We start from the raw sequence: 23,778 nt of genomic DNA, 5'->3' as shown, positions 1-23,778 counted from the left end.
ATGGCCGCGGCACCCTGCCCGACACTGTGCCAATCCTAGAACGCGCGCCGGGGGGCCGGGTGAAATCCCGTCACCCCACGACGGGGAGATCCCTCAGATGCCTCGGACCAGGCGGAAGCCGATCCGTGCGCTGGTGGTGTCCGAATCCTGCGATTGCCGCCAGGCCGCGCGGGTCTGTGCCGGCGCATTGGCCCAGTTGCCACCGCGGATCACGCGCTGCCGGCAGCCCGGGTTGAACCAGGCCACGCCATCGGACGGCGCACGCCGGTAGCTGGCATGCCAGCAGTCGGCCACCCATTCGCTGAGGTTGCCGGCAATGTCGTGCAGGCCCCACGGGTTGGGATCGAAGCTGGCCACCGGCGCCGGCCCCCAATACCCATCGCCGTAGCCGACGAAGGCGTTGTACCAGTGCCGCCCGGAGGGCGAGACATCCTCGGCCCCGGTGAAGTTGCCGGCGCGCGCGGGCGGTGTGCCCGCATCGCCCCACGGGTACCGGCCGCTGCTGCCCGCGCGCAGCGCGTATTCGAATTCGGCCTCGCTGGGCAGCCGGTAGGAGCGCCCGGTCTGCTCGGACAGCCAGGTCGCGTAATTCTCGGCATCGCGTACGCTGACGTGCATCACCGGCAGGTTGGCGATCGCCTCGGCCCCGTTGTAGTCGGACTGCCAGTCCACCCCGCTGCGCCGGACGAAGTTGCCGCTGCGCTCGTCATACACGATTGAATGACCGCGCCGCGTGGCCCGGGGGCGGGCCTTGGTAGCCTGCACATAGCGGCGGAAATCGGCGACCGTCACTTCGGTGATCGACATCGCGAAACCGCGCTCGAAGCGCACGTAGTGCGCGGGCTTCTCGGCATCGGTCGCGCCGAGCTCGTTCTCGGCCGCACCCATCTGGAAGCCGCCGTGCGGCACCACGATCATCTGCGGCCCGCGGCCGCCATCGCGCAGCGCATCGCTGAACACCTGCCGCGGCCGGAAGCTGCCGTAATGGGTGACCAGTTCGATGCGCTCGCGCAGCTGCCCCACGACAGGATCACCGGGCAGCGCGATGCGCAGGGCATCTTCCAGCTTCTGCCGGGCCGGCTTGAGTCCCTGCGGCGTGGCCAGATCGCGCAGGCCCTCGTTACGCAGCCGCGCCAAGGTGTCGGAGCGGATCTTTTCGATACGTTCGAAGGCATCGGCAATGGTGATGGAGGAGTCCCGGACCTTGGCCGCTTCGGCCAGCCAGGTACCGGCCGTCGCGAAGTCGGCCGCCAGCGCCGCCGTCTCGGCACGCCGGATCAGCGCGCTCTCGGCCGCTGCCAGCCCTTGCCGGGCGCGGGGGTTGTCCGCGTCCAGTGCGAGTGCTTCACGAAAATTGGGAATGGCGCCATCGCCGTCTTCGCCGATGCGGTCCGCGCGCAGATCGTCTTCGCCGGCGCGGTTGTAGGCCACCACGCGCTGGGCAATTTCCACCCGCGACTGCAGCTCGCGCACCTTGGGATCGTCCGGCGCCAGGGTCAGCAGTACCAAGGCCATCTCGCTGGCCTGGGCCAAGGCCTCGCGCTGCTTGAGCGGCCGCTCCAACAAGGCGGACGCCTCCTGCAGCAGGCGTTGCCGCGCGCGTTTCAGCCCGGCCTCGGCCAGGCGGTCTTTGGGATCGTGCTGCAGCAGTGCAAGCCAGATCGGGATCGCGTCCTCGGCGGTGCGGTACAGCCGGTCTTCCTCGAAGGCGCGTGCGGCATCGCGGCGAGCCTGGACAACGTCGTCGTCAACGAGGGTGACGGCAGGTGGCTGCCAGCGCTCCACCGTCTCGGCAGCGTCCTCGCCTCCGATGGTGACCTGCGCCACCGGCGCGCTCGCTTTGGCCGGTGCGGCAGCCGGCTTGGCGGCCGGCGCTGCCGACGGTGCCGGCGCGGGCGCGGGCGCGGGAGAACATGCGGCCAGCATGCCCAACAGAGCAGTGAACAGCAGCGGCAATGGGCCTGACGGTCGCAAATGGGGGTCCTTGGGGCGTGTCATCGTCTTGCTGGTGCCCACGCCACGTCGCAAGCCGCCGCCCGGGGCGCGATGGCGATCCAGGGGGCATGCCGCAGGCGCAGGCAGGGGATCATCATAATCGCCACCGTCGCGGGGGGCGACCGTCCCCGGCCCGGGCGTTCATCACCGCACGGCGGGATGCCGGCCGTGGCGTGGCGTGGCGTTAGGCTATCCTCCCCGACCTGAGCACCCCTTTGCAGTACATGGAATCCCACGTGGCTTACTGGATCAAAACCCCGGCGGAACTGGACGAGCGCTACCGCCAGCGCCCCACCCGCATCGGCCTGGACACCGAGTTCATCCGCGAACGCACCTACTGGCCGCAGCTGGCGCTGGTGCAGATGGCCGTCGGCGATGAAATCCTGCTGATCGACCCGCTGATCCCCGGCATGAACGAGGCCCTGGCCCCGTGGCTGGCCGACACCTCCATCCTCAAGATCATGCACAGCGCCAGCGAAGACCTGGTTACCTTCAAGGTCGCCTGCGGCGTGCTGCCGCGCCCGCTGTTCGATACCCAGATCGGTGCATCGCTGGCCGGCATCGGCGGCGGCATGGGTTACCAGAAACTGGTCACGGCAGTCACCGGCGTCACCTTGGCCAAGGGCGAAACCCGCTCGGACTGGATGCGCCGCCCACTCTCGGAGGCGCAGCTGGAATACGCCGCCGACGACGTGGAATATCTGTTCCAGATCCACGACACCCTCGACGCGCGCCTGCAGGAACTGGGCCGCCGCCAGTGGCTGCAGGACGATGCCGAGCGCCTGCTCGCCAGTGTCGAACACGATGAAGAGCGTTGGCCGCACGTGGCGATGCGCTCGGCACAGTTCATGGATACCCCCGCGCAACTGCGTCTGCTGCGGTTGCTGCGCTGGCGCGACGTCCAGGCCCGCGCCAGCGACAAGCCGCGCAGCTGGGTGCTCGACAACGAACTGGCTGCGGTGCTCGCACGTACCCCGCCGGCCGATGTGGATGCGCTGTCCAGGCTGATGGAGGGCTTCCCGAAGGCCCCCCGCAAACTGGCCGCCCAGGTGTGGCAGGCGCTGATCACCCCGCTCGCCGACGAAGCCGAGGCACCGCTGGCGCTGCCGGCCAACGATGCCAACAAACAAGCCCTCAAGCGGCTGCAGGATGCCGTCAGCGCGCGCAGCGCCGAACTCGGTCTGCCCGATGGCGTGCTCGCCTCGCGCAAGCATCTGGAAAGCTACCTGGAAAGCCGCCAGTGGCCGACGGCGTTGGCCGGCTGGCGCCAGGCGCAGCTCGAACCGATCCTCTCGGCGCTGTTGCCGCCGACTGCATGAGCCTCACGCATCGGTGCGGATCTGACCGCACCGATGCGCCGCTCGCATCACCTTGCGAGTGCACTGACGACGGCCCACTGCCGTCGAATCCTGAACGAAGCGCACACCGTCCCTGACATGTCGTCATCGGCATGACCGCAGACACATACGCACGTTCAAACCGCATGCAAGAGTGAATCGCACGCAACGCTCCGCGCCTGCAACAGGCCCGGTCCGGACACGGCATCCCGCAGGACCGCGCCGTCGGCGCAGGTTCTGCCCACGCGGCTGCGCAAAGGACTCCCATGCATCTGATCGCGACTCGAAGGAACGCCCCCTCCCCTCGCCGCACCACGCGCCGCCTGCACCGCTGGCTCGGCGCGACCCTGCTGCTGGCGGCCACTACGGCCAGCGCTGCCGATGATCTGAACGAACGGCTCGCACAGGCCCTGCAGGGCACCGCCACGCCTGCGATGGGCGTGCTGGTCATCCGCGATGGCAAGATCGCCGAACATGCCGTGCATGGCGTCCGTCGCAATGATGCGACGACAGCGGTCACCACGGACGATCAATGGATGATCGGCTCCACCGGCAAGCCGATCACGGTGGCGATGATCGCGCGGCTCGTTGAACAGGGTGTGCTGCGCTGGGATGCACCGCTGTCGACCTTGTTGCCCGACCTTACCGCACAGATGCAGCCGGCCTACCGCAGCGTCACCCTGGTGCAGTTGCTCTCGCACCGCGCCGGCCTGCCGGAAAACCTCACCGACGCCGCCGCGCTGGATGCGTTCTTCGTTGATACGCGGGCCCTGCCCGTGCAGCGCGAGGCTTACGTCAAGGCCGCCTTGGCCGAAGCGCCGGTGCACCCGCCCGGCACCGAATTCGCCTACAGCAACAGCGGCTTCCTGATCGCGGCGGTGATCGCCGAACGTGCCACTGGCAAGGACGTGGAAACGCTGATGCAGCGCGAAGTGTTCCAGCCACTGGGCATGACCGGTGCCGGGTTCGGCCCGACCCCGGCCGGGCAACCGCGGGGCCATCGCGCCGGCAAGCCGGTGACCACCGCGCCGCAGAAGGCCGATGACGGGGTGCCGCCGCTCTACACTGCCGCCGGCAACCTGCATATGCCGCTGCAGGATCTGGCGCTGTTCGCCATCGATCAGCTCGCGGGCAGCCAAGGCAAAGGCACGCTGCTGACACCGGCCTCGTACGCGCTGATGCAGACCGCGCAGCCGGGCAGTGGATCCGGGCTGGACTGGGGCGTGCAGCCCTCGATTGCCGGCCGTCAGGGCCCGGTGCTGGTGCACGGCGGTTCGGACGGTAACTGGCTGGCCTGGGTGGTGCTGTTCCCCGGCCAGAACAACGGCGTGATCGCCATCGCCAACGCTGCCGAAGACATGGGCGCCGACCAGGCCACCATGGGCGTGCTGGGCGGACTGTTCGCCGAGCTGGCGCCGGCTGCAGCCGGGGCGCCCGCCAAGTAACAGAAACGACAACGCCCCGCAGATGCGGGGCGTTGCCGAGACACGCATCATGCTCACCGGTGCCCTGCGGCACCGGCGATCGCGTGTCTTACCAGTTCATGTTGAGCGAAACGCCCACGGTGCGCGGTTCGTTGTAGACCGCGGCCATGTAGTTCTCGATCACACCCTTGAGGTTCTTCTCATTGGTGATGTTGCGCGCGAACAGCGCCACTTCCCAGGCACCGTAGTTGGCGGAGTAACCCAGCTTCAGGCCACCTTCGAAGCTGCCCTTGGAGTTGAACTCGGCCGAGTCATACAGCACGAAGCTGGTGTAACCCTGCTTGTTCCAGTCGGTGGAGACGAAGAACACATCGCTGTCATTGACCGGCATGTCGTAACGCGCCGCCAGGTTGATGTTGTACTTCGGGGCGTTCGGCAGCGGATTGCCGTTGATCTGTGCAAACGTGTTGGCACCGACCTTGATGGTCGGGTCATTCACGGTGCAGACCACGGCGCCGTTCAGCGCGCAGACCTGCGCGTACACGCGGTCGTCCTGGATCTTGCTGTGCAGCAGGCTGACACCGGCGCTCAGGGCCAGGTTCGGGATCGGGCGCAGCTCCATGTCCGCTTCCAGACCGTAAGCCTTGGCCTTGTCGGCGTTGAACAGCACGCCGTTGCCATCCGAATCGTTGCCGTTGAGCTGGATGTCGTTGACCACGTAGGTGAACGCGGCGGCGTTCACGCGCAGGCGGTTGTCCCACAGGCTGCTTTTGATGCCGGCTTCCCAGGACAGGATGGTTTCCGAGTTCGCCGTGGTGAAATCGGCATTGAACACGGCCGAACGGCCCTGGATGGTCGGGCCGCGGAAGCCGCGGGCCACGCGCGCATACACGCTCAGCTGCGGGTTGAACGCATACATCGCGCTCAGGTCCCAGCTCGGCGTGGTGTCGGACATCTCCACGTAAGTGCGGCCCTTGTAGGTCACGGCACCGGCGGCGGTATCGGCGGTCTTGAGCAGACGGGTCTTCTTCTCATCCTTGGTCTGGCGCAGGCCGGCGGTCAGGGTGAACTTGTCGGTCACGTCATAGCTGACCTGGCCGAATCCGGCCCAGGAGGTATTGACGTTGCGCAGGCGCACCCAGTTGTTCGGGTTGCGGGCATTACCCTGCAGGAACCAGGCGCGCTGGTAGAAATCGGTGGTGTCGCGGCCGTCGAAGTAGAACGCGCCGACCTGCCACTTCAGGCGGTTGTCATCGCCATTGGCCAGACGGAATTCCTGGGTCCACTGGTCCAGATCGCGGATCTGGCCCATCGACTGGCCGTAGCCGTTCGGCACGCCGTTGACCGGGTAGTTCACGGCGGCGCCGCCGTCGGTGTCACCGCGGCTGTAGCCGGAGGTGGTCTCGTAGGCAGTGATCGAGGTCAGCGAGACGTTGCCGAAATCGTAGATCGCCTTCACCGAGCCGCCGTAGGTCTTGTAGGCCTGCGGGTTGTTGTCGGCTTCGTCGTAGGCGACCTTGTCGCGCGGCACGTCGGTCGTGTTGGAGCCCTTGGTCACGGCGTTGCGCAGGAACAGGGTCGAGGTACCGTCGTAATCGCGTGCGTGGGCCGAGGCCAGCAGCGAGAAGTTGTCGCTCGGCTGCAGCAGCAGCTGCGCGCGCACGTTGCGGTCGTCGAAGCCGCCCATGGCGTTCTTCTTCGGCGAGACCGTGCCATCGGCGCTCGGGCCGCTGTAGGTGTTGTCGACGTAATCATCGCGGTGCTGGTACAGCGCCGACACGCGGAACGAGGCGATGTCGTTGATCGGGCCGCCGAAGCCGCCATCGATGGCCACGCTGCCGTACGAGCCATAGCTGGCCTGCACGCGGCCGCTGTAATCCTGGCTCGGCTTGATCGTGTCGAACTTGACGATGCCGGCGGTGGTGTTGCGGCCGAACAGCGTGCCCTGCGGGCCGCGCAGCACCTCGATCTGGTCCACGTCGTAGACCGGGTTGGACTTCAGCACCACGTGTTCAAGCACCACGTCGTCCTGGATGATCGACACCGGCTGCGAGGCACCCAGGTAGAAATCGATGTTGCCCAGGCCACGGATGTAGAAGCGCGGGAAGATGCGGCCGGTGGTGGTTTCGGCGTAGAAGCTCGGCACCTTGCCCGACAGGGCCAGCAGGGTGTCATCGCCGCCAGCGGTGTAATCACGGATCTTCTCGCCCTGCACCACGCCGACCGACACCGGCACTTCCTGCAGGTTGCGCTCGCGGTGGTCGGCGGTGACGGTGATGGTGTCCAGCGAGGTCGCGCTGGCGGACTGCGCGTCCTGCGCCGAGGCGGCAGCGGACAGCATCAGCGCAGCGGAGGCGCAGGCCAGCGCCAGCGCGCGGCGGCGCGGCAGCACGGCAGCGGAGAGGGAACGGGAGAGAAGACGCGTCGACACAGGGGCGTGGCGTAGAGCGGGCATGCAGAGGTCTCGGGTAGTACAGATCGGGGCATCCGGCAGATGGCCGGGCACCATAGGAAATCGGCATCGCTGTGGAGACAGCGATGCGGCACGGTATTGGCTGGATGTTGCAGATTGGTGTCAGGGCGTTGTGGGCGACGGCTGTCCGGCCCCCCTGGTCCACTGGCTATGCGGCCGCGTTTTCTGGCGCGGATTATGCCCGGCCAAAGCGCGCGCCGGAAGGGCGGGGTTCGCGTTTGATGCTTTCCGGGCCATCGGTCACGTGTCGCCCGGCACTTGTCGCCCTGGCAGCGGCGGCGAACACTGAACCGGTCATCCACGAGATCCCCGCATGTCCTCTCGCCCGCTGGCCTGCCTGCTCCTGTTGTTGTCCGCCTCGGCCGCCCAGGCCGCCGAACCGCCTGCACAGTGGCTGGTCACCACCGACCTGTGGGGAAGCCCGGCCTACCAGCTGCTCACCCTGCCCGACCAGCAGGGTCCGGTGGAGGGGCGTTTCGATGGGGATAGTCTGCAGGGCAGCCGCCAGGGCACCACGCTGGCATTTGTCGTCACCGGCAGCGATGGCGCGACCTACCGCTTCCGCGGCGAGCAGACCGGCACGACCCTGCGCGGTACGGCCGATTATCCCGACACCAACGCCAGCGAGCGACGCGCGATGCATCCCTTCAGCGCGCGCCGCCTGCCCGAGCGGCCGGCCGGCGGCCCACGCCAGCATGACTTCGTGCCCATCTCCTATTCGAATGAGTTTTCGCCCCACCGCGCGCCCGTGCTGACGGTCTGGCCGGGCGACAGCGTGCGCACCACGACGCTGGATTCCGGCGGCGTGGATGCCAACGGCCAGACCCGGGCGCTGTTCGGCAATCCGCAGACGGGGCCGTTCTACGTGATGGAGGCCGAGCCCGGCGATGTGCTGGCGATCCACATCAAACGCCTGCGCTTGAACCGCGACTACGCCGATAGTCTGGACAGCATCGTGGGACGCGCGCTGACACCGGCCCTGGCAGCAAAGGCCACCGCACTGGACAAACCGGTGCGCTGGACCCTGGACCGCGAACGCGGCCGTGCCCGCCCAGAGGCGGCCACCGGCAAGCTCAAGGACTTCTGGGTGCCGGTCAGGCCGATGCTTGGCGGGCTGGCGGTGGCGCCAGGGTTTGGCAGCGCGCCGATCTCCACCGGCGACACCGGCCGCTTCGGCGGCAACATGGACTTCAACGAAATCCGCGAGGGCGCCACCGTGTATCTGCCGGTATCCCAGCCCGGCGCCCTGCTCTACCTGGGCGATGCGCACGCGCTGCAGGGCGATGGCGAAACCTCGCAGTACGCGCTGGAGACCTCGATGGACGTGGAGTTCAGCGTGGAGGTGATCAAGTCCCGTGCGCAGTCAGCGCCGCGGGTGGAATCAGCGACGCAGTTGATGGTCCTGGGCCAGGCCGGCTCGCTGGATGATGCCCTGCGCGCGGCCACCGCCGGGATGGCGCAGTGGCTGGAACAGGACTACGGGTTGAGCCTGTCCGAGACGGCGCAGGTGCTGGGCAGTTCGGTCAGTTTTGCGGTGGCCAACCTGGCCGGGCGCAGCGTCGGGGTGGCGGCCAAACTGGACAAAGCCCTGCTGCAGCAGGTGGAACGCGCGCCCGCCACGGCGCGGGCCAGGCACTGAACCCAACGCAGGTCCCACTTGGCAGGCGCCGCCGGTCGGCGCTAGACTAGGCCCATTGCGGGGTACGGCCGAGGCCGGTGACGCCACGCAGCAGCAGCATCCGTGGGGCCATAGCTCAGCTGGGAGAGCGCGTCGTTCGCATCGACGAGGTCAGGAGTTCGATCCTCCTTGGCTCCACCACTATTCAACAGAACGCCCCGGAAATCAGATTCCCGGGGCGTTCTTGTTTCTGCAGGCCGCGCGCGGTTGCTTACGCGCCCTCGGGATTGTCCTTGCGCTCCGGCCGGCGCGTGCCTGCATCATGGATCGCCTGATCGGTCTGTCCCGGCCGCTGCTTGGCGGTTTCGTCCTGCTTGCGGTCCTGCTGGCTTTCTTCGATGCCTTCCTGCTTGCCGTGTTCGCTGGGCTTGGTGTCAGCCATGGGTCTACTCACTCGTGCGGGCGCCGGGGCGGCGCCTTCCCGGGCAGACTAACCAGCCGATCGTGATGCACGAATCACGATCGGCGCGGCCTCGCACACAGCGCGCTCACGCGTGAGGCGTCGGTCACTCCAGCTTGACCACCAGCTTGCCGAAGTTGCGCCCCTTGAGCAGGCCGAAGAACGCCTCGGGCGCGTTCTCCAATCCCGCCACGATGTCCTCGCGATACTGCACGCGGCCGTCCTTCAACCACTGCCCCATGTCGCGCAGGAACGCCGGGAAGAACGCGTGCAGATCGGACTGGATGAAGCCGCGCACGGTCAGGCGCTGGCGCAATACCTGGCTCATGAAGCCGGGCAGCCGATCCGGCCCGGGCAGCACCGCGCCGCGCGCGTTGTAGGTAGCGATGGTGCCGCAGACCGGAATGCGTGCGAAGTCGTTGAGCAGCGGCGCCACCGCATCGAACACATGCCCGCCGACGTTCTCGAAGTAGACATCGATGCCGTCGGGCACCGCCGCACGCAACTGCGCAGCGAAATCGTCGGCGCGGTGATCCAGCGCCACATCGAAGCCCAGCGTTTCCAGATACGCGCGCTTCTGCTCGCCACCGGCAATGCCCACCGTGCGCGCACCCTGCAGCTTGGCGATCTGCCCGACCGTTGCGCCCACCGGGCCGCTGGCAGCAGCCACCACGAGCGTTTCGCCCGGCTGCAGCTTGCCGATTTCCTGCAGGCCCACGTACGCCGTGAATCCGGGCATGCCGTACACGCCCAGTGCAGTGCTGATCGGCAGGCCGTTGTCTTCCAGCTTGCGGCTGAGCTGATCGCCGTCGATGACGGCATGCGTCTGCCAGTTACCCGGTGCCAGGACATGCTCGCCGGCCGCAACATCCGGATGGTTGGAGGCGAGCACCTCGGCAACGGTGCGCCCCTCCATCACTGCATCCAGCGCAACCGGGGCGGCGTAGGACGGCCCTTCTTCCATGCGACCGCGCATATAAGGATCCAGGGACAGGTATCGATTGCGCAGCAGCACCTGGCCTGGGCCCAGCGCGGGAACCGGCACCTGTTCGACACGGAAGTTAGCCGCGACCGGGGCGCCGTTCGGGCGCGAAGCGAGCACGATGCGTTTGTTGGTGAGTGCGTTCATCAGCGGATCGCTCCGGGGGAGACGAAAAAGGAATCCCGACAGTACGCCGTCCAGGCACGTCCAGATGGGGGGCAAAACAGCGTTCCATCGGTGCGGCGCGATGCGGAGGTGGCCTGGCCTTTGCGCGACAGCGACCGACGCTCTGGATGGCGTCACAGCATTCCATCCATACGCTGCACCGATCATCCGTTGCCCGCGCCGCAGGCCAAGGCGCATGATCGCGTCATGAACGTTCCCTCTTCCAGCCGACGCCGCTACCTGCTGCCCGTGTTGATGTCCGCCACCACGGTGTTCGGCTTGGCATGCTGGGCGATCCTGGCGACCGAGCCCGGTTGCCTGGCCGCGCAAGGCCATTGGTCGTCCGGTGCAGGCAAGTGCCACACGCGCCTGTGCCTGCTGCAGGGCGACTGCGGCGAGATGGCTTCACCTATCGTGGCATGCAACAAAGTGCAGGTCGGGGACAGCCGTGGCCGCGTGTACTTCCACTTGGGCAATCCCCTGCCTGGTGCGGGCGCCGAAGCGGAGTGGCCCGCAGGCAAAGCCGACAACGGCACGATCCGTGCACGCTTCGAGGATGAGCGGCTGGTCAGCCTGGCCTGCCCGGTCACGCCGTAGTGCGTGCGCGCTTCCATTGCAGCGGGCTCATGCCCATCTCGATCCGGAACATGTAGTTGAACGCCGATGCCGAGGCATAGCCCAGCTCGTGCGCGATTACCGTGGGCGAACGCCCCTGCGCCAGCCACTCGATGGCGCGCAGCAGGCGCACCCGCAACCGCCAGTCGCGCAGGCGCATGCCGGTCTCGCGTTCGAAATGGCGTGCCAGAGTCCGTGCCGATGCCCCCAGCAACGGTGCCCAGTCCTCCACGCTGCGGGTATCGGCCGGCTGCTCGTAGAGTGCCTGGCACCAGCGCTGCAGGCGCGCGTCCTGCGGCCATGGCAGGTGCCGGGTGTGTTGCGGCTGGCGCGGCAACTGCGCGGTGATCAGCGTGCACAAGGTGGTGTAGTAGGTGCGGTCGTGATCGGGCACGATGCGGTCGAGTTCGATGATCAGTTCGCGCAGCAGCGGTAACACTTCCAGGACCACGCAGCGCGTGGGCATGCCCAGATCCGGGGCATCATCCACGTACAGATTGCGGAATGCCGAAGTGCTCAACGCGCCGGTGTGATGCAGCGTGCCCGTCGGCACCCACAGCGCCTGATGCGGGGTGATCACGTGACGGGCCTGCCCCGCGCTGGCCTGCAGCACACCCGTGCTGGCGTGGACCAGCTGGTTCCAGCTGTCCACGTGCGGCGGGAAGCGCTCGCCCGCCTCCAGCCGCTGGCTGCGCGCCACCACCGGCCACGGCAGACGCCGCAGCGGCGGCACCAGGACTTCGCGCCAACCCGGAGCAGTGGGTTCCGCCGTGGCCATGTGACGCCTCATCGACAGGATGGGTCATTCTATCGAAAGACGCGGTCACCTCTGTCCACGGACCATGGGCCCTCCCCGCTGCCCTCCCCACCCATGTCACTCTTGATCCCGCCTCCCCGCCACGCCTGGCAGGTCATCACGGCCGGCATCTGCGCGCTGGTACTCACGGTTGGCCTGGCGCGCTTTGCCTACACCCCGCTGCTGCCGGTGATGCGACTCGACGCAGGGCTCACGGCAGCCGGCGGCGGCTGGCTGGCAACGTTCAACTATCTGGGCTACCTGGCCGGCACTGTGCTGGTCGCCCGGGTCGGCGACATGCAGCTGAAATTCCGCTTCTACCGCATCGGACTGGTCCTGGCAGTGGTATCCACCGGCCTGATGGGCACCACCACGGACATGGCCACCTGGGGCGTGCTGCGCTTCGTGGCCGGCCTGTCCAGCACCGCCGGCCTGCTGCTCGCCTCCGGGCTGGTGCTCAACTGGCTGCTCGCCCATCAGCGCCGCCCACAGCTCGGCCTGCACTTCGCCGGCCTCGGGGTGGGGATCGCGGTCTCGGGCCTGGCGGCTGCGGCGATGGCCGATCAACTGGCGTCCTCCCGGCAGTGGATCGCGCTGGGCACCCTCGCGGTGGTGTTCCTGATCCCGGCTTGGGCATGGATGCCGCCGCCGGCAGCGATCTCCAGTGCCACTGGGGCCAATGCTCCCCCGCCACCCGGGCGGCGCTGGCGCTGGCCGCTGATCGCCTCGTACTTCTGCGCGGGGGTCGGCTTCGTGGTCAGCGCGACCTTCATCGTCGCCATCCTGGTGCAGACCCCTGCCTTCGCCGGCCACGGCAGTTGGGTGTGGGTCCTGGTCGGCCTCACCGCCATCCCCTCGACGTTTGCCTGGGATCGGCTCTCGAACCGGCTTGGACTGATCCGTGCATTGATGCTCGCCTATGCGTTGCAGGCTACGTCCTTCGTATTGCCCTTGCTGGATGGCGGGCTGTGGGCCGGCGCGGCCAGCGCCGTGCTGTTCGGCCTGACCTTCGCCGGCATCGTCAGCCTGACCCTGACCGTGGTCGGTCGCCACTACCCGCACAATCCTGCCAAGGCGATGGCGACGCTGACGCTGAGTTATGGCGTCGCCCAGATCATCGCCCCCGCGATCGCCGGCACGCTGGCGCGCGACAGCGGCAGCTACCAGGGCGCATTGGTGCTGGCGGCGATCATGATGGTGATCGGCTTCGTGCTGTTGTGGTGCATTCCCGACGACCCACGATCCACCACGGGCTGATCAACTGCACCGGCGGAAAGCATCCGCCTGAACCGACGTTCATGCGCTTGTGTGATGTGCTCGGGCCCGCTGGATCAAGCACTTGGATGTGGGCGGACACGGGTTTGGAAACAAATGTGAAATTTTTTTCGCGAAACGCTTGCCGAACCCCTCATACCTCCGTATTATTCGCGTCCTCGCCAGCGGCAACGCAGCGATGAAGTGGCCGGGTAGCTCAGTTGGTAGAGCAGGGGATTGAAAATCCCCGTGTCGGCGGTTCGATTCCGTCCCCGGCCACCACAATTTCAGATGACCTGCAGAAATGCAGGTCATTTTTTTTGTCTGTTGTGCGGCGTCGCCACATCGCGCAGCGTTCAAGGAAGGAGGTTCCGCACATGGTTCGTGCTTTGTTCGCCGCGCTGTTCGGCAAACGTCCCGTTACCTTCCACAGCACATCCCCGATCGATGTGACCGTGCTGCGCCTCAAGCAGTCGATCCAGCATGGCCCGCGTCTCTCTGTCGCCGGAATGCGCGGGACGGCCTCCGCTCAACGGATCCGCCTGTGCTGGACGCGCCCGTTCGTGTCCAATTCTTTCAAGCCGTATTTCATCGGTCAGTGCATCCCCACCGAACGCGGCACGCGGCTTGAAGGTGCGTTCCAGATGCATCCCTTCATCCGCACCCTGATGATCGGCATGTTCGTCAGCCTGCTCATCGTTCCGTTGGTGGCGGTGGTGAAGCACTGGCAACACACACACGACCTCGCGCCTGCGCTGTTGGCCAGTCTGGCGGTGGTGCCTGCTGCCTACTTCATGGCCGGCGCGGTGCTGGTGATCGTCACGATCAGCCGCTGGGCCGCACGCGACGATGAAGCGATGATCGAGGCGGAGATCCATCGCGCGCTGCAAAGCGGGCACACCGCTCAGGGATGATTTCCGCGGGCAGGCCGTTGCGCGCCTTGCCGTCCATCGCCACGCGCTGGCATGCTCACCCGGCGGACAGGATCGTCTGCGGCCGCGCTTGTTCGTCCCCATGGCCGCACACACAGGGAGAGGTGAATGTCCGAAGGCATCGAAGTGCTGCGGGCGCAGATCGCGCATCTGCAGCGAAACCAACGGCGACTGACGCTGGGCTGCGCAGCGGCCGGCCTGCTCACCATGGCCGCATTGATGATGGGTGCGACGTCACAGCGCAGCGCCAGCTTTGACGTCATTGATGCGCAGCGCATCAACATCAAGGAACCTGACGGAACGTTGCGGCTGGCGATCTCCAATCGCACGCTGTTTCCTGGCGTGGTCATTCACAACAAGGAACAACCTCATCCGCGCCCGATGGCAGGCATGCTGTTCTTCAACGATGAAGGCACGGAAAACGGCGGGCTGATCTACAACGGTTCGCTCGACAAGAACGGCAAGTCCTCCAGCGGCATGAGCCTGACCTTCGATCGCTATCAGCAGGACCAGCAGATGCAGCTGCTGGGCGTGGACGACGCGGGCACACACTACGCCGGGCTGACCTTCAATGATGTTGCCGATGGCCTGGACCGTCCGTTCTTCTCCGAGCGGGACGAATCACTTCATCGCGACGGCATCCCTGCCATCACCGAGCGCGTGTTCCTTGGCAAATCGGATGCACGCGATGCCATGCTGACCCTGCGCGATAGCCAGGGAAAGCCACGACTGGAACTGGTGGTCACGCCCGCGGGGGATGCCAAGGTGCGCTTCCTGGACGAGCACGGCAACGCGACGCGGGAACTCTCCGCTGACCGCCAGTAGCGCGGATGCCGGACGCTGCCACGCGCGCGTCAGCGGTTTGCGACGGCCGCTGCATGACGGAATATTCACAAATTTCGCTCAGCCTGTGCCTAAGCTCGCTGCGTCTTGTGTGGAGTGTCGACAATGCGCAGCCGCTATCTGATCAGTGCCCTGCTCGCCCTCGCCGCCTCCGGGTCGGCCTGGGCCGCCGCGCCGGTGACCTCGGTGGAGACGCTGGACATGGACCGCTATGCCGGCCAATGGCATGAGATCGCGCACCTGCCGGTCTCGTTCCAGAAGAAATGCGTGGGCGACATCACCGCCACCTACAGCCTGCGTGCCGATGGACGGATCAGCGTGCACAACGCCTGCCGCGAAGCCGATGGCGACCGCGTCGCCGCCGATGGCGTGGCACGCCCGGTCGAGGGTCAACCGGGCCGGTTGCAGGTGCGCTTCGTGCCGGACTGGCTGTCCTGGGTGCCGCTGGTCTGGGCCGACTACTGGGTGATCGCACTGGACCCGGAGTACCAATGGGCGGTGGTCGGTGAACCGGACCGCAAGTACCTGTGGATCCTGTCGCGGTCGCCGAGCATGGATACCGCCCTGTTCGAGCAGCTCAAGGCCCGCGCCGAGGCGATGGGCTATGACCTCGCCCCGCTGCGGGTGATGGCGCCGCTGGACTGACCCGGCCCGGCCTCACGCCACGCCCGGGCCGGCCCGGCCCTCCCCACGACTAAAAGCACGTGGCCCGGTCATCCCGGTGCCCTACCCTTGCGTCTCGCTGCCACAGGCAGCGCGAACACCATACGCCGTAGTATGCTCGTACCCATGCAACACCCGCCTGAGGATTGCGCCATGTCCCACCGCTTCCGTCCCCGCCTCGCCCTTGCCCTCATCGTCGTCGCCTCGCTGGCCCTGACCGCCTGCAACAAGACGGTCAAACGCGTTTCCGAGCCGGCCGCCAGCGTGCAGGAGTTGACGGTGCGTGCCGATGGCAGCTGGACGGTTGCGCTGCGCCTGCAGAACTTCAGTTCGATGCCCATGACCTTCGACAACGTCGCGCTGCAGTTGAAGGTGAGCGATGAGGATGCCGGGCAGCTGCAGCTGAAGCCCGCACTGTCCATTGGCGGGGTCTCGGCCGATGTGGTCAACGTGGACATCAAACCGAGCTCGGGCGCCCGCCTGGTGATGGCCGATGCACTGGCCGGCAACCGCACCCTGGGCTATTCGCTCAAGGGCACGGTAAGCGCCACCCCGCAGGAAAAGAAGCAACGCACGTTCGAGATTGATAGCCGCAGCACGCTCAACCAGGCTCCCGGCCTGCCCGGCGTCCTGCGCTGACCGGCGGGCTTTCCGCCACCCTTCGCCACTGATCGAGACTGTCCCCGATGAGCAGCTACACCGCCCCGCTTTCCGATATCCGTTTCGCCCTGCATGACGTGCTCAAGGTCGAGCCGCTGTTCGCGCGCCTTGGCCTGACCGATGCCACCGCCGATGTGGTGGATGCCGTGCTGGAAGAAGCCGGCCGTTTCAGCGCCAGCGTGCTGGCGCCGTTGAACAGCGTAGGCGATGAGATCGGCTGCGTCCTCGACCAGGCCACCGGCGAGGTCACCACCCCGCCGGGCTTCAAGCAGGCCTACGCCCAGTTCGTGGACGGCGGCTGGACCGGTCTGACCGCGGCACCGGAACTGGGCGGCCAGGGCCTGCCGCATACGCTGGGCGTGCCGCTCAACGAAATGATCAACGCCGCCAACCTGGCGTGGGGCAACTTCCCGCTGCTCTCGCACGGTGCGATCGAAGCGCTCAAGCAGCATGGCGAGGCCTGGCAGCAGGACGCCTTCCTCAAGCCGCTGATCGAAGGCCGCTGGACCGGCACCATGTGCCTGACCGAACCGCATTGCGGCACTGATCTTGGCCTGCTCAAGACCAAGGCCGAGCCGAACGCGGATGGCAGCTACGCGATCACCGGCACCAAGATCTTCATCACCGCCGGCGAGCACGACCTCACCGAGAACATCGTGCACCTGGTGCTGGCCAAGCTGCCGGATGCACCGGCCGGGGCCAAGGGCATTTCGCTGTTCGTCACCCCGAAGTTCAAGGTCGATCGCGAGGGCAAGGTGGGCGAGCGCAATGCGCTGCGCTGCGGCTCGATCGAACACAAGATGGGCATCAAGGGCTCGGTCACCTGCGTGATGAACTTCGACGGTGCCGAAGGGTATCTGGTCGGGCAACCGCACAAGGGCCTGCAGGCAATGTTCACCATGATGAACACCGCGCGCCTGGGCGTCGGCCTGCAGGGCATCGGCCTTTCCGAGCGGGCCTACCAGAACGCGCTGAAGTACAGCCGCGACCGCCTGCAGTCGCGTTCGTTGAGCGGTGCGAAGAATCCGGAGAAGCCGGCCGACCCGATTCTGGTCCACCCGGATGTGCGGCGCATGCTGCTGACCATCAAATCGCTGGTCGAAGGCAGCCGCCTGCTGGCCCTGCACGCGGCGACCCTGATCGACGTCGCCCACCACGCCGAGGATGCCGGCGAGCGCGAACGCGCGGACACGCTGGTGAGCTTCCTGACCCCGATCTCCAAGGCCTGCCAGACCGAATGGGGCATCGAGAACACCTACAACGCGCTGCAGTGCTTCGGTGGCCATGGCTACATCCGCGAGCACGGCATGGAGCAGCTGGCCCGCGATGCGCGCATCACCACGCTGTACGAAGGCACCACCGGCATCCAGGCGCTGGACCTGATCGGCCGCAAGACCGCTTCCAGCCAGGGCGCGGGGCTGAAGCTGATGCTGGCCGAGATCGAGGCCTTCGCCAAGGCCAATGAAGGCAACGAAGCGCTGGCCGAGTTCATTGCCCCGCTGCGCGCCAAGGCCGACGAATGGGCCACGCTGACCATGGCGACCCTGCAGCGCGCGGCCACCAACCCGGACGAACTCGGCGCAGCCAGCTTCGATTACCTGTTCTACTCGGGCTATGTGGTGCTGGCCTACTGGTGGGCCCGCAGCGTCGCCGCCGCCGATGCTTCGGCGCAGAGCGACGCGTTCAAGCAGGCCAAGCGCGAGACGGCCCGCTTCTACTTCGCCCGCGTGCTGCCGCGCACGCTCAGCCACGCCGCCGCGATCCAGTCCGGCGCCGAACCGTTGATGGCCATGACCGACGCGCACTTCGGCGAAGGTTGATCGGTCGCCAGACCACCGACCAACGGTCGGTGGCTATCTGATTGCCCCGCAGGTGCCGACCGGCAGTCGGAACACCGATGCCTGATCGTCGGCAGGTGCCGACCGTTGGTCGGCACCCCGGATACACCTTCTGGAGAAAAGCCCCCTTGATGTTCAAGGGGGCGCGCCGAAGGCGGGGGGTCAAGGTGGAATGCCTGTCCGAATCGTTACGAATCGGGTAGGGGCGCAAGCCCCTATACCCAATTCGTAACGATTCGGGTATAAGCTGTTTTCCCGATGGAGACAGACACTACACGCTTGGGTCTGATCGATACCGGAGCCTCGTCCGCCCCGGTCGCCGAGGTGTCGCCGATCGTTACGCTGCATCGGCCCGGATCGGTGCGGTTATTGGCCCTGGACGCCCACGGGCGCGTACTCGACTGGATCAATTGGCAGGACGCCTCCTGCCTCTACGCGCGTGGCGCGGTAGCCTGGACCCTGGGCGACCCCTGCCTGCACATCCACGGCGGCATCTGCCGCACCACCGGCCTGCAGAGCGGCCTGGACCTGCACCCGATCATCGCCGCCCGCGGGCATGCGCGCTCCCGCGCGATCGACCCCACCCCGAATCTGTCCAATCCCGCGCTGTTCGCGCGCGATTCGCACCTGTGCCTTTACTGCGGGCAACAGTTCAACCGCCCGCAGCTGACCCGCGACCACGTCATGCCGCTGTCCAAGGGGGGCCTGGACGTGTGGGAGAACGTGGTCAGCGCCTGCTTCCACTGCAACTCGCGCAAGAGCAACCGGACCCCGCAGCAGGCCAGCATGCCGCTGCTCGCCGTGCCCTATCGGCCGAGCTGGATCGAACACATGATCCTGTCCAACCGCAACATCCTGGCCGATCAGATGGCCTTCCTGAAGGCGCAGTTGCCCAAGCGTTCCAAGCTCTGCGCCTGAGCGCGCTGCGACGTTCTGTCGCAGCCTCCGTCACCGTTTACTCACTGAAAAGGCGGTTTGCTTGCCCCACCCTCATTTGGGGGGGAAAATAGGCGCTCAGAAGAAGCGCGATAAACATGATCGATTCCGCCCGCTATCCCCGCCTTGCGCGCATCCAGTCACCGGATGACCTGCGCAGGTTCGAAGAATCCGAACTGCCCGCGATCGCGGATGAACTGCGTGCCTACCTGATTGAATCGGTCGGCAAGAGCGGCGGCCATTTCGGCGCCGGCCTGGGCGTGATCGAACTGACCGTCGCACTGCACTACCTCTATCAGACGCCCGTCGATCAGCTGGTGTGGGATGTGGGTCATCAGACCTACCCGCACAAGATCCTGACCGGCCGCCGCGACGAGATCCACACGGTCAAGCAGAAGGACGGCGTCGCGCCGTTCCCCAAGCGCGAGGAAAGCGAGTACGACACCTTTGGCGTCGGCCATTCCTCCACCTCCATCTCGGCGGCGCTTGGCATGGCGATCGCACGCCAGGCCGAAGGCGATGACCGCAAGGTCGTGGCCGTGATTGGTGATGGCGCGATGACCGCCGGCATGGCTTACGAGGCGCTCAACCACGCCGGCGGCATGGAGCAGGAACCGAACCTGCTGGTGATCCTCAACGACAACAACATGTCGATCTCCGAAGCCGTGGGCGGGCTGACCAAGATGCTCGGCCGCGCCACCGGCAGCCGCACGCTCAATGCGCTGCGCGAAGGCGGCAAGAAGATCCTCGGCGACAAGAAGCACAACCCGACCGCGCGCTTCGTCAAGCGCTGGGAAGAGCACTGGAAGGGCATGTTCGTGCCGTCCACGTTCTTCGAGGAAATGGGCTTCCATTACACCGGGCCGATCGACGGCCACGACGTGCCGGCGCTGGTCGCCACGCTGAAGACGCTCAAGAGCCTGAAGGGCCTGAAGCTGCTGCACGTGATGACCACCAAGGGCAAGGGCTACGAGCGCGCCGAAGGTGATCAGATCGGTTACCACGCGGTCGGCCCGTTCGATCCGGACAAGGGCCTGGTCTCCAAGGGCGGGGCCAAGAAGCCGACCTATACCGACGTCTTCAGTGACTGGCTGTGCGATGCCGCCGCGGCCGAGCCGAAGCTGATGGGCATCACCCCGGCGATGCGCGAAGGCTCGGGCCTGGTGCGCTTCAGCAAGGAATATCCGGAGCGCTACTTCGATGTGGCCATCGCCGAGCAGCACGCGGTGACCCTGGCGGCCGGCATGGCCACCCAGGGCGCCAAGCCGGTGGTGGCGATCTACTCGACCTTCCTGCAGCGCGCCTACGACCAGCTGGTGCACGATGTGGCCGTTCAGGAGCTGGACGTGCTGTTCGCGATCGACCGCGCCGGCGTGGTCGGCCCGGATGGCGCGACCCATGCCGGCAACCTGGATTTGAGCTTCCTGCGCTGCGTGCCGCACATGGTGGTGATGGCGCCGTCCGATGAGGCCGAGTGCCGCCAGATGCTGACCACCGGGCTGCGCTATGCCGGCCCGGCCGCGGTGCGCTACCCGCGTGGCAGCGGGACCGGCATCGCCGCCGGCACGGATCTGGCCACGCTGGAGATCGGCAAGGCCGATCTGCGCCTGCAGGGCAGCCGGATCGCCCTGCTCGCGTTCGGCAGCACCGTGACGGCCGCCGAACAGGTCGGCCGCGAACTGGGCCTGACCGTGGTCAACATGCGTTTCATCAAGCCGCTGGACCGGGCCCTGCTGCTGGAACTTGCGCAGCGCCACGAAGGGTTCGTCACCATCGAAGACAACGTGGTCGCCGGCGGTGCCGGCTCCGGCGTGGCCGAGCTGCTCAATGCCGAGAACGTGCTCAAGCCGTTCCTGCACCTGGGCCTGCCGGACAGCTTCCAGCACCATGCCAGCCGTGAAGACCTGCTGGCCGAAGCCGGCATCGATGCCGATGGCATCCGCCAGGCCGTGCTCAAGCGTTGGCCGATGCTGGTCAAGAGCGGCCAGACGCTCAGCGCGGCAGGCTGACACGCTGCCCACCGCCCTTGGGCGAGTGCTCCGCAAAAAGCAGCGAGGCCGCGTCCAATCGACGCGGCCTCGTTCGTTTGAGCACTCAGGGGGCGCTCAAGCGCTGTGCACCAGCCATCAGTAGATCTGGAACTGGGCGCGGCAGCCGCCATCCACCCAGACGCCGGTGCGGTCCCAGCCCCAGGTCCGCCCTTCGATGCAGGCATTACGCGAAGTCTGGCGGATCAGCCGCGCCTCGCGGCGGACATTGGCCACGCAGCGCTGACGGCGATGGTCGTTGGAATCGCAGGTCAGGATCTGGCCCCGGCCGTTGTTGCCGCCGCCGTTGTGGCCCCAGCCGCCCCCACCGCCATTCCAGCGGCCGCCGCGGCCGCCCTCGGCAATGAACTCGGCCCGGCAGCCCTGCGTCACCCACACGCCGTTGCGTGCCTGGCCCCAGGTCTGGCCTTCAACGCAGGGCGAGCCGGAGATCTGCCGCACCAGGCGTGCACGCCCTGGCAAGGCGCACTGCTGCGTGCGGTTCTTGATCGATTCGCAGCGCACCGGACCGCCGTTGTAACCGTCGTCATAGCGGTCGTAGTTCTGCGCCTGGGCAGCGCCGGCCAGCGCCATCAGCGCCGGCACCACGGCCCAGCGCAATCGTCTGGCGGCCTGGGAAGGGCTGGTGTTCGACATGGGATCCTCGTTGCGTGTTGGGGGAGGCGCACAGGATCGGTGATCGTCCGGCGCCGCGACATAGGCCAGAAGTCGCTGATTTCATCCCCTATTTAGGTACCCGACGCGTGGCTGACTGGGCGGGCGGCCGGCGGTCACATCCGCACGAACAGCCTTGGATGGCCGGCTCAGCCGTAGCGGACGGCGTCCACGTAGGTCTCCAGCACCTGCACCCGGACGGCGCTGCTGTCGCCGGTCTCGGCATGGTACTCGCGTGCCAGGGCATCGGCGAAATCGAAGGCGGTGGCCCCGCTGCGGAACGCAATCGGTGCGGATTTGGCCGGGTGCACGACGTGCCAGCGGCGTTCGATGTGTTGCAGTTTGATCACCATGCGGATCGTTCCTTTGCGGCATGCCTGGGCGAAAAGCTCACGACGTGAGGGATCCATCCCTCAGCAGGAACGATAGAGCAGGTTGAAGCCCGTTGTTATCGGATTAGTCTGATTTTGCTCAGCCGTCGGTGCCCAGGAACCGGAACGGCTCGGCCGGCTGGAACCGGGGCAGCGCGTCGCCCGCGAACACGTTGCGCTGGTCCGGCCCCAGGTCCAGTTTCAACACCGGGGCACCGCGCGAGAAATCGGCCTTGTTGAGGTCTACCCAGAAGGTATTGGGCGTCATCGCCGATTCAAAGAAATACAGCTTGCGCTTGTGGTCGGCCACGGTCCGCCAGCGGGTGGAGGAGATGTTCGGCTCACCCGGCGTGGTGATGCCATACGGCACGGACACATTGCGGATCACACTGAACACACTGGCCAATGCGACCACGGGATCCTCGCTTTTGGGAATGGCGTTGATGTAGAACTTCGCGCGGGCGAAGCGATCGGCCGAGCGGTTGGTGCCGGGCAGCATCACGGTGCCACCGATCTCCTGCCAGTACGCGTTGAGCGCCAGTTGCTGATCGAACACCGGCGAGTTGGTCATCACCTGATAGGCGCGATCGTGATGGATCACCTGCTTGCCGTTGATGTATTCCACGATGGCGCTGTCACCGCTGGCATCGGACAATGACAGGTGCAGCGTGGCCAGCCGGGACTCGCCCGGCACCTTGTCCGTCACGATCGAAAACGGCTCGCGCTCCAGCGCGGCGACGGCCTCGGCAACGGTGGCGAAGTTGTCGAGCACGTATTGCGCCCACAACGAGATCGCCAATCCCGGTTTGCTGCCACGTTGCTGCGGGTACTGCGATTCTGCCAGCCACAACAGATTGGCTGACAACCCCGCTTCGTTGAGTCCATCGGTGGTGGAGATGTCATACCCGGTGGCGACCACGCTGCCGTAGCGTGAGGTCCAGCGGATCGAGCGCGGGCCGGCCTGGCCATCGCGGTCGATGCCTTTGGGCAGCACCCACAGGTTGGTGGCCACATCGCTCTTCCAATCCATCGAGCGGGCCGTGATCACATCCTGGTTGTCGCCCAGATACACCACGCGGGTGCAGGCATCGGCCCGGGCGGAGACGCAGGTGAGCGCCGCAGCGAATGCGATGTGACGGATCGAAAACAGTGTTTTCATGACGTGCCTCCTGGCAGTGGCGCTGACAACCTGGCGTCAAACCTGATACCGGCGATGTCCACACAGGCGGGTCGCACGCATCCTGCTTCAACGCATCATCGCGCTCCGCGGTGCTCGTCACGGACTACAACGCAGCATCGGCGGAATCCTCCAGCGTCATATCAGCCCACGCCCGGTGATGGAGGAGTGAACCCTGCATCCTGCACGTGACATCGACGGACCCGGCGCGAGACTGCCCGCGACCTCAAGCGCCTACGGAGCCTGCATGCCCATTCGAGCCACCCTGCTTCCCCTGCTCGCCGCCCTCACCGCCTGCGCCCATCCTGCGCCGTCACCCTCCTCGCCCACGGCAGGCGTACCCGGTGCGGACCGCGATGCGCATAGGTGCATCGGCTCGGCAGGCTACCGTTGGTGCGAACGCACACAGCAGTGCGAACGTCCGTGGGAGTTGGCCAATGCAAACGGGTTGGAGAACACCGCCGAGGCCATCACCGCCTACTGCGCCGCGCCGGCGCCACGCTGATCTCGTCATAGCACGCTCATCTCCTCATAGGC

21 protein-coding genes and 2 tRNA genes are annotated in these 23,778 nt (G+C 66.7%); 15 read left to right on the top strand and 8 right to left on the bottom strand.

Annotation, left to right across the window (positions count from 1 at the left end):
- Nucleotides 1-93 precede the first annotated feature (93 nt).
- A complete protein-coding gene (locus ACW6W5_RS05580) occupies nucleotides 94-1,998 on the bottom strand; it encodes a formylglycine-generating enzyme family protein (protein ID WP_152153432.1) in 1,905 nt (634 codons plus the stop codon).
- Nucleotides 1,999-2,231: 233 nt separating this feature from the next.
- On the opposite strand from ACW6W5_RS05580, the gene rnd reads away from it, so the two are divergent.
- Nucleotides 2,232-3,314 (top strand): ribonuclease D, encoded by a 1,083-nt coding sequence (gene rnd / locus ACW6W5_RS05575; protein ID WP_152153430.1) that lies wholly within the window; start codon nucleotides 2,232-2,234, stop codon nucleotides 3,312-3,314.
- Between the two features lie 284 nt (nucleotides 3,315-3,598).
- Nucleotides 3,599-4,777 (top strand): serine hydrolase domain-containing protein, encoded by a 1,179-nt coding sequence (locus tag ACW6W5_RS05570; protein WP_152153428.1) that lies wholly within the window; start codon nucleotides 3,599-3,601, stop codon nucleotides 4,775-4,777.
- 88 nt (nucleotides 4,778-4,865) lie between these two features.
- Here ACW6W5_RS05570 and ACW6W5_RS05565 read toward each other — a convergent pair whose 3' ends face one another.
- Nucleotides 4,866-7,211 carry a TonB-dependent receptor gene (locus ACW6W5_RS05565; protein ID WP_152153426.1) on the bottom strand — a complete coding sequence of 782 codons (2,346 nt, stop codon included), beginning with the start codon at nucleotides 7,209-7,211 and terminating at the stop codon, nucleotides 4,866-4,868.
- 331 nt (nucleotides 7,212-7,542) lie between these two features.
- On the opposite strand from ACW6W5_RS05565, the gene ACW6W5_RS05560 reads away from it, so the two are divergent.
- Both ACW6W5_RS05560 and ACW6W5_RS05555 read left to right on the top strand, forming a co-directional pair.
- Entirely contained in the window at nucleotides 7,543-8,868 is a 1,326-nt protein-coding gene (locus tag ACW6W5_RS05560; RefSeq protein WP_152153425.1) for an acetamidase/formamidase family protein, read from the top strand.
- 104 nt (nucleotides 8,869-8,972) lie between these two features.
- A tRNA-Ala gene (locus ACW6W5_RS05555) sits at nucleotides 8,973-9,048 on the top strand.
- 70 nt (nucleotides 9,049-9,118) lie between these two features.
- On the opposite strand, the gene ACW6W5_RS05550 is transcribed toward ACW6W5_RS05555, so the two are convergent.
- Both ACW6W5_RS05550 and ACW6W5_RS05545 read right to left on the bottom strand, forming a co-directional pair.
- Nucleotides 9,119-9,289 carry a hypothetical protein gene (locus ACW6W5_RS05550; RefSeq protein ID WP_183073677.1) on the bottom strand — a complete coding sequence of 57 codons (171 nt, stop codon included), beginning with the start codon at nucleotides 9,287-9,289 and terminating at the stop codon, nucleotides 9,119-9,121.
- A gap of 124 nt (nucleotides 9,290-9,413) precedes the next feature.
- Nucleotides 9,414-10,436, bottom strand: coding sequence for an NADP-dependent oxidoreductase (locus ACW6W5_RS05545; RefSeq protein WP_193222836.1), 1,023 nt, complete (start codon nucleotides 10,434-10,436; stop codon nucleotides 9,414-9,416).
- A gap of 225 nt (nucleotides 10,437-10,661) precedes the next feature.
- On the opposite strand from ACW6W5_RS05545, the gene ACW6W5_RS05540 reads away from it, so the two are divergent.
- Nucleotides 10,662-11,051, top strand: coding sequence for a hypothetical protein (locus ACW6W5_RS05540; protein ID WP_121038291.1), 390 nt, complete (start codon nucleotides 10,662-10,664; stop codon nucleotides 11,049-11,051).
- Here ACW6W5_RS05540 and ACW6W5_RS05535 read toward each other — a convergent pair.
- Entirely contained in the window at nucleotides 11,041-11,847 is an 807-nt protein-coding gene (locus ACW6W5_RS05535) for an AraC family transcriptional regulator (protein WP_152153423.1), read from the bottom strand. The genes ACW6W5_RS05540 and ACW6W5_RS05535 overlap by 11 nt on opposite strands.
- Before the next feature lie 93 nt (nucleotides 11,848-11,940).
- On the opposite strand from ACW6W5_RS05535, the gene ACW6W5_RS05530 reads away from it, so the two are divergent.
- From ACW6W5_RS05530 to dxs, 9 genes are all read left to right on the top strand, one after another.
- The gene (locus tag ACW6W5_RS05530) at nucleotides 11,941-13,122 is read left to right on the top strand and encodes a YbfB/YjiJ family MFS transporter (protein WP_152153421.1); all 1,182 of its coding nucleotides are present in this window, start codon (nucleotides 11,941-11,943) and stop codon (nucleotides 13,120-13,122) included.
- A 203-nt stretch (nucleotides 13,123-13,325) separates the two neighbouring features.
- Nucleotides 13,326-13,401, top strand: a tRNA-Phe gene (locus ACW6W5_RS05525).
- 107 nt (nucleotides 13,402-13,508) lie between these two features.
- The gene (locus ACW6W5_RS05520; RefSeq protein WP_152153419.1) at nucleotides 13,509-14,033 is read left to right on the top strand and encodes a hypothetical protein; all 525 of its coding nucleotides are present in this window, start codon (nucleotides 13,509-13,511) and stop codon (nucleotides 14,031-14,033) included.
- A 144-nt stretch (nucleotides 14,034-14,177) separates the two neighbouring features.
- Nucleotides 14,178-14,876, top strand: a complete 699-nt coding sequence (locus ACW6W5_RS05515; protein ID WP_226956673.1) for a hypothetical protein — start codon at nucleotides 14,178-14,180, stop codon at nucleotides 14,874-14,876.
- A 123-nt stretch (nucleotides 14,877-14,999) separates the two neighbouring features.
- On the top strand, nucleotides 15,000-15,539 hold the full coding sequence (locus tag ACW6W5_RS05510) for a lipocalin family protein (protein WP_152153418.1): 540 nt from the start codon (nucleotides 15,000-15,002) through the stop codon (nucleotides 15,537-15,539).
- A gap of 171 nt (nucleotides 15,540-15,710) precedes the next feature.
- On the top strand, nucleotides 15,711-16,196 hold the full coding sequence (locus ACW6W5_RS05505) for an LEA/WHy family protein (RefSeq protein ID WP_152153416.1): 486 nt from the start codon (nucleotides 15,711-15,713) through the stop codon (nucleotides 16,194-16,196).
- Nucleotides 16,197-16,243: 47 nt separating this feature from the next.
- Entirely contained in the window at nucleotides 16,244-18,037 is a 1,794-nt protein-coding gene (locus ACW6W5_RS05500) for an acyl-CoA dehydrogenase C-terminal domain-containing protein (protein WP_152153414.1), read from the top strand.
- A 276-nt stretch (nucleotides 18,038-18,313) separates the two neighbouring features.
- On the top strand, nucleotides 18,314-18,973 hold the full coding sequence (locus ACW6W5_RS05495) for an HNH endonuclease (protein WP_088432555.1): 660 nt from the start codon (nucleotides 18,314-18,316) through the stop codon (nucleotides 18,971-18,973).
- Nucleotides 18,974-19,089: 116 nt separating this feature from the next.
- Nucleotides 19,090-21,000 carry a 1-deoxy-D-xylulose-5-phosphate synthase gene (gene dxs / locus ACW6W5_RS05490; RefSeq protein WP_152153412.1) on the top strand — a complete coding sequence of 637 codons (1,911 nt, stop codon included), beginning with the start codon at nucleotides 19,090-19,092 and terminating at the stop codon, nucleotides 20,998-21,000.
- A 117-nt stretch (nucleotides 21,001-21,117) separates the two neighbouring features.
- Here dxs and ACW6W5_RS05485 read toward each other — a convergent pair whose 3' ends face one another.
- The 3 genes from ACW6W5_RS05485 to ACW6W5_RS05475 form a co-directional block, all read right to left on the bottom strand.
- Nucleotides 21,118-21,675: a DUF3011 domain-containing protein gene (locus tag ACW6W5_RS05485; RefSeq protein WP_121038314.1), complete on the bottom strand. Its 558-nt coding sequence runs from the start codon at nucleotides 21,673-21,675 to the stop codon at nucleotides 21,118-21,120.
- A gap of 167 nt (nucleotides 21,676-21,842) precedes the next feature.
- Nucleotides 21,843-22,046, bottom strand: coding sequence for a hypothetical protein (locus tag ACW6W5_RS05480; RefSeq protein WP_121038317.1), 204 nt, complete (start codon nucleotides 22,044-22,046; stop codon nucleotides 21,843-21,845).
- 118 nt (nucleotides 22,047-22,164) lie between these two features.
- Nucleotides 22,165-23,223, bottom strand: a complete 1,059-nt coding sequence (locus ACW6W5_RS05475; RefSeq protein ID WP_152153411.1) for a linear amide C-N hydrolase — start codon at nucleotides 23,221-23,223, stop codon at nucleotides 22,165-22,167.
- Nucleotides 23,224-23,488: 265 nt separating this feature from the next.
- Here ACW6W5_RS05475 and ACW6W5_RS05470 point away from each other — a divergent pair, with 265 nt between their 5' ends.
- On the top strand, nucleotides 23,489-23,746 hold the full coding sequence (locus ACW6W5_RS05470) for a peptidase (RefSeq protein ID WP_193222835.1): 258 nt from the start codon (nucleotides 23,489-23,491) through the stop codon (nucleotides 23,744-23,746).
- The last annotated feature ends 32 nt before the right edge of the window (nucleotides 23,747-23,778 follow it).

The sequence above is a fragment of the Stenotrophomonas sp. IS26 genome (assembly GCF_054188265.1).
Note: the sequence above shows the minus strand (reverse complement) of the source record. Positions and strands in the feature narration are given on the sequence as shown.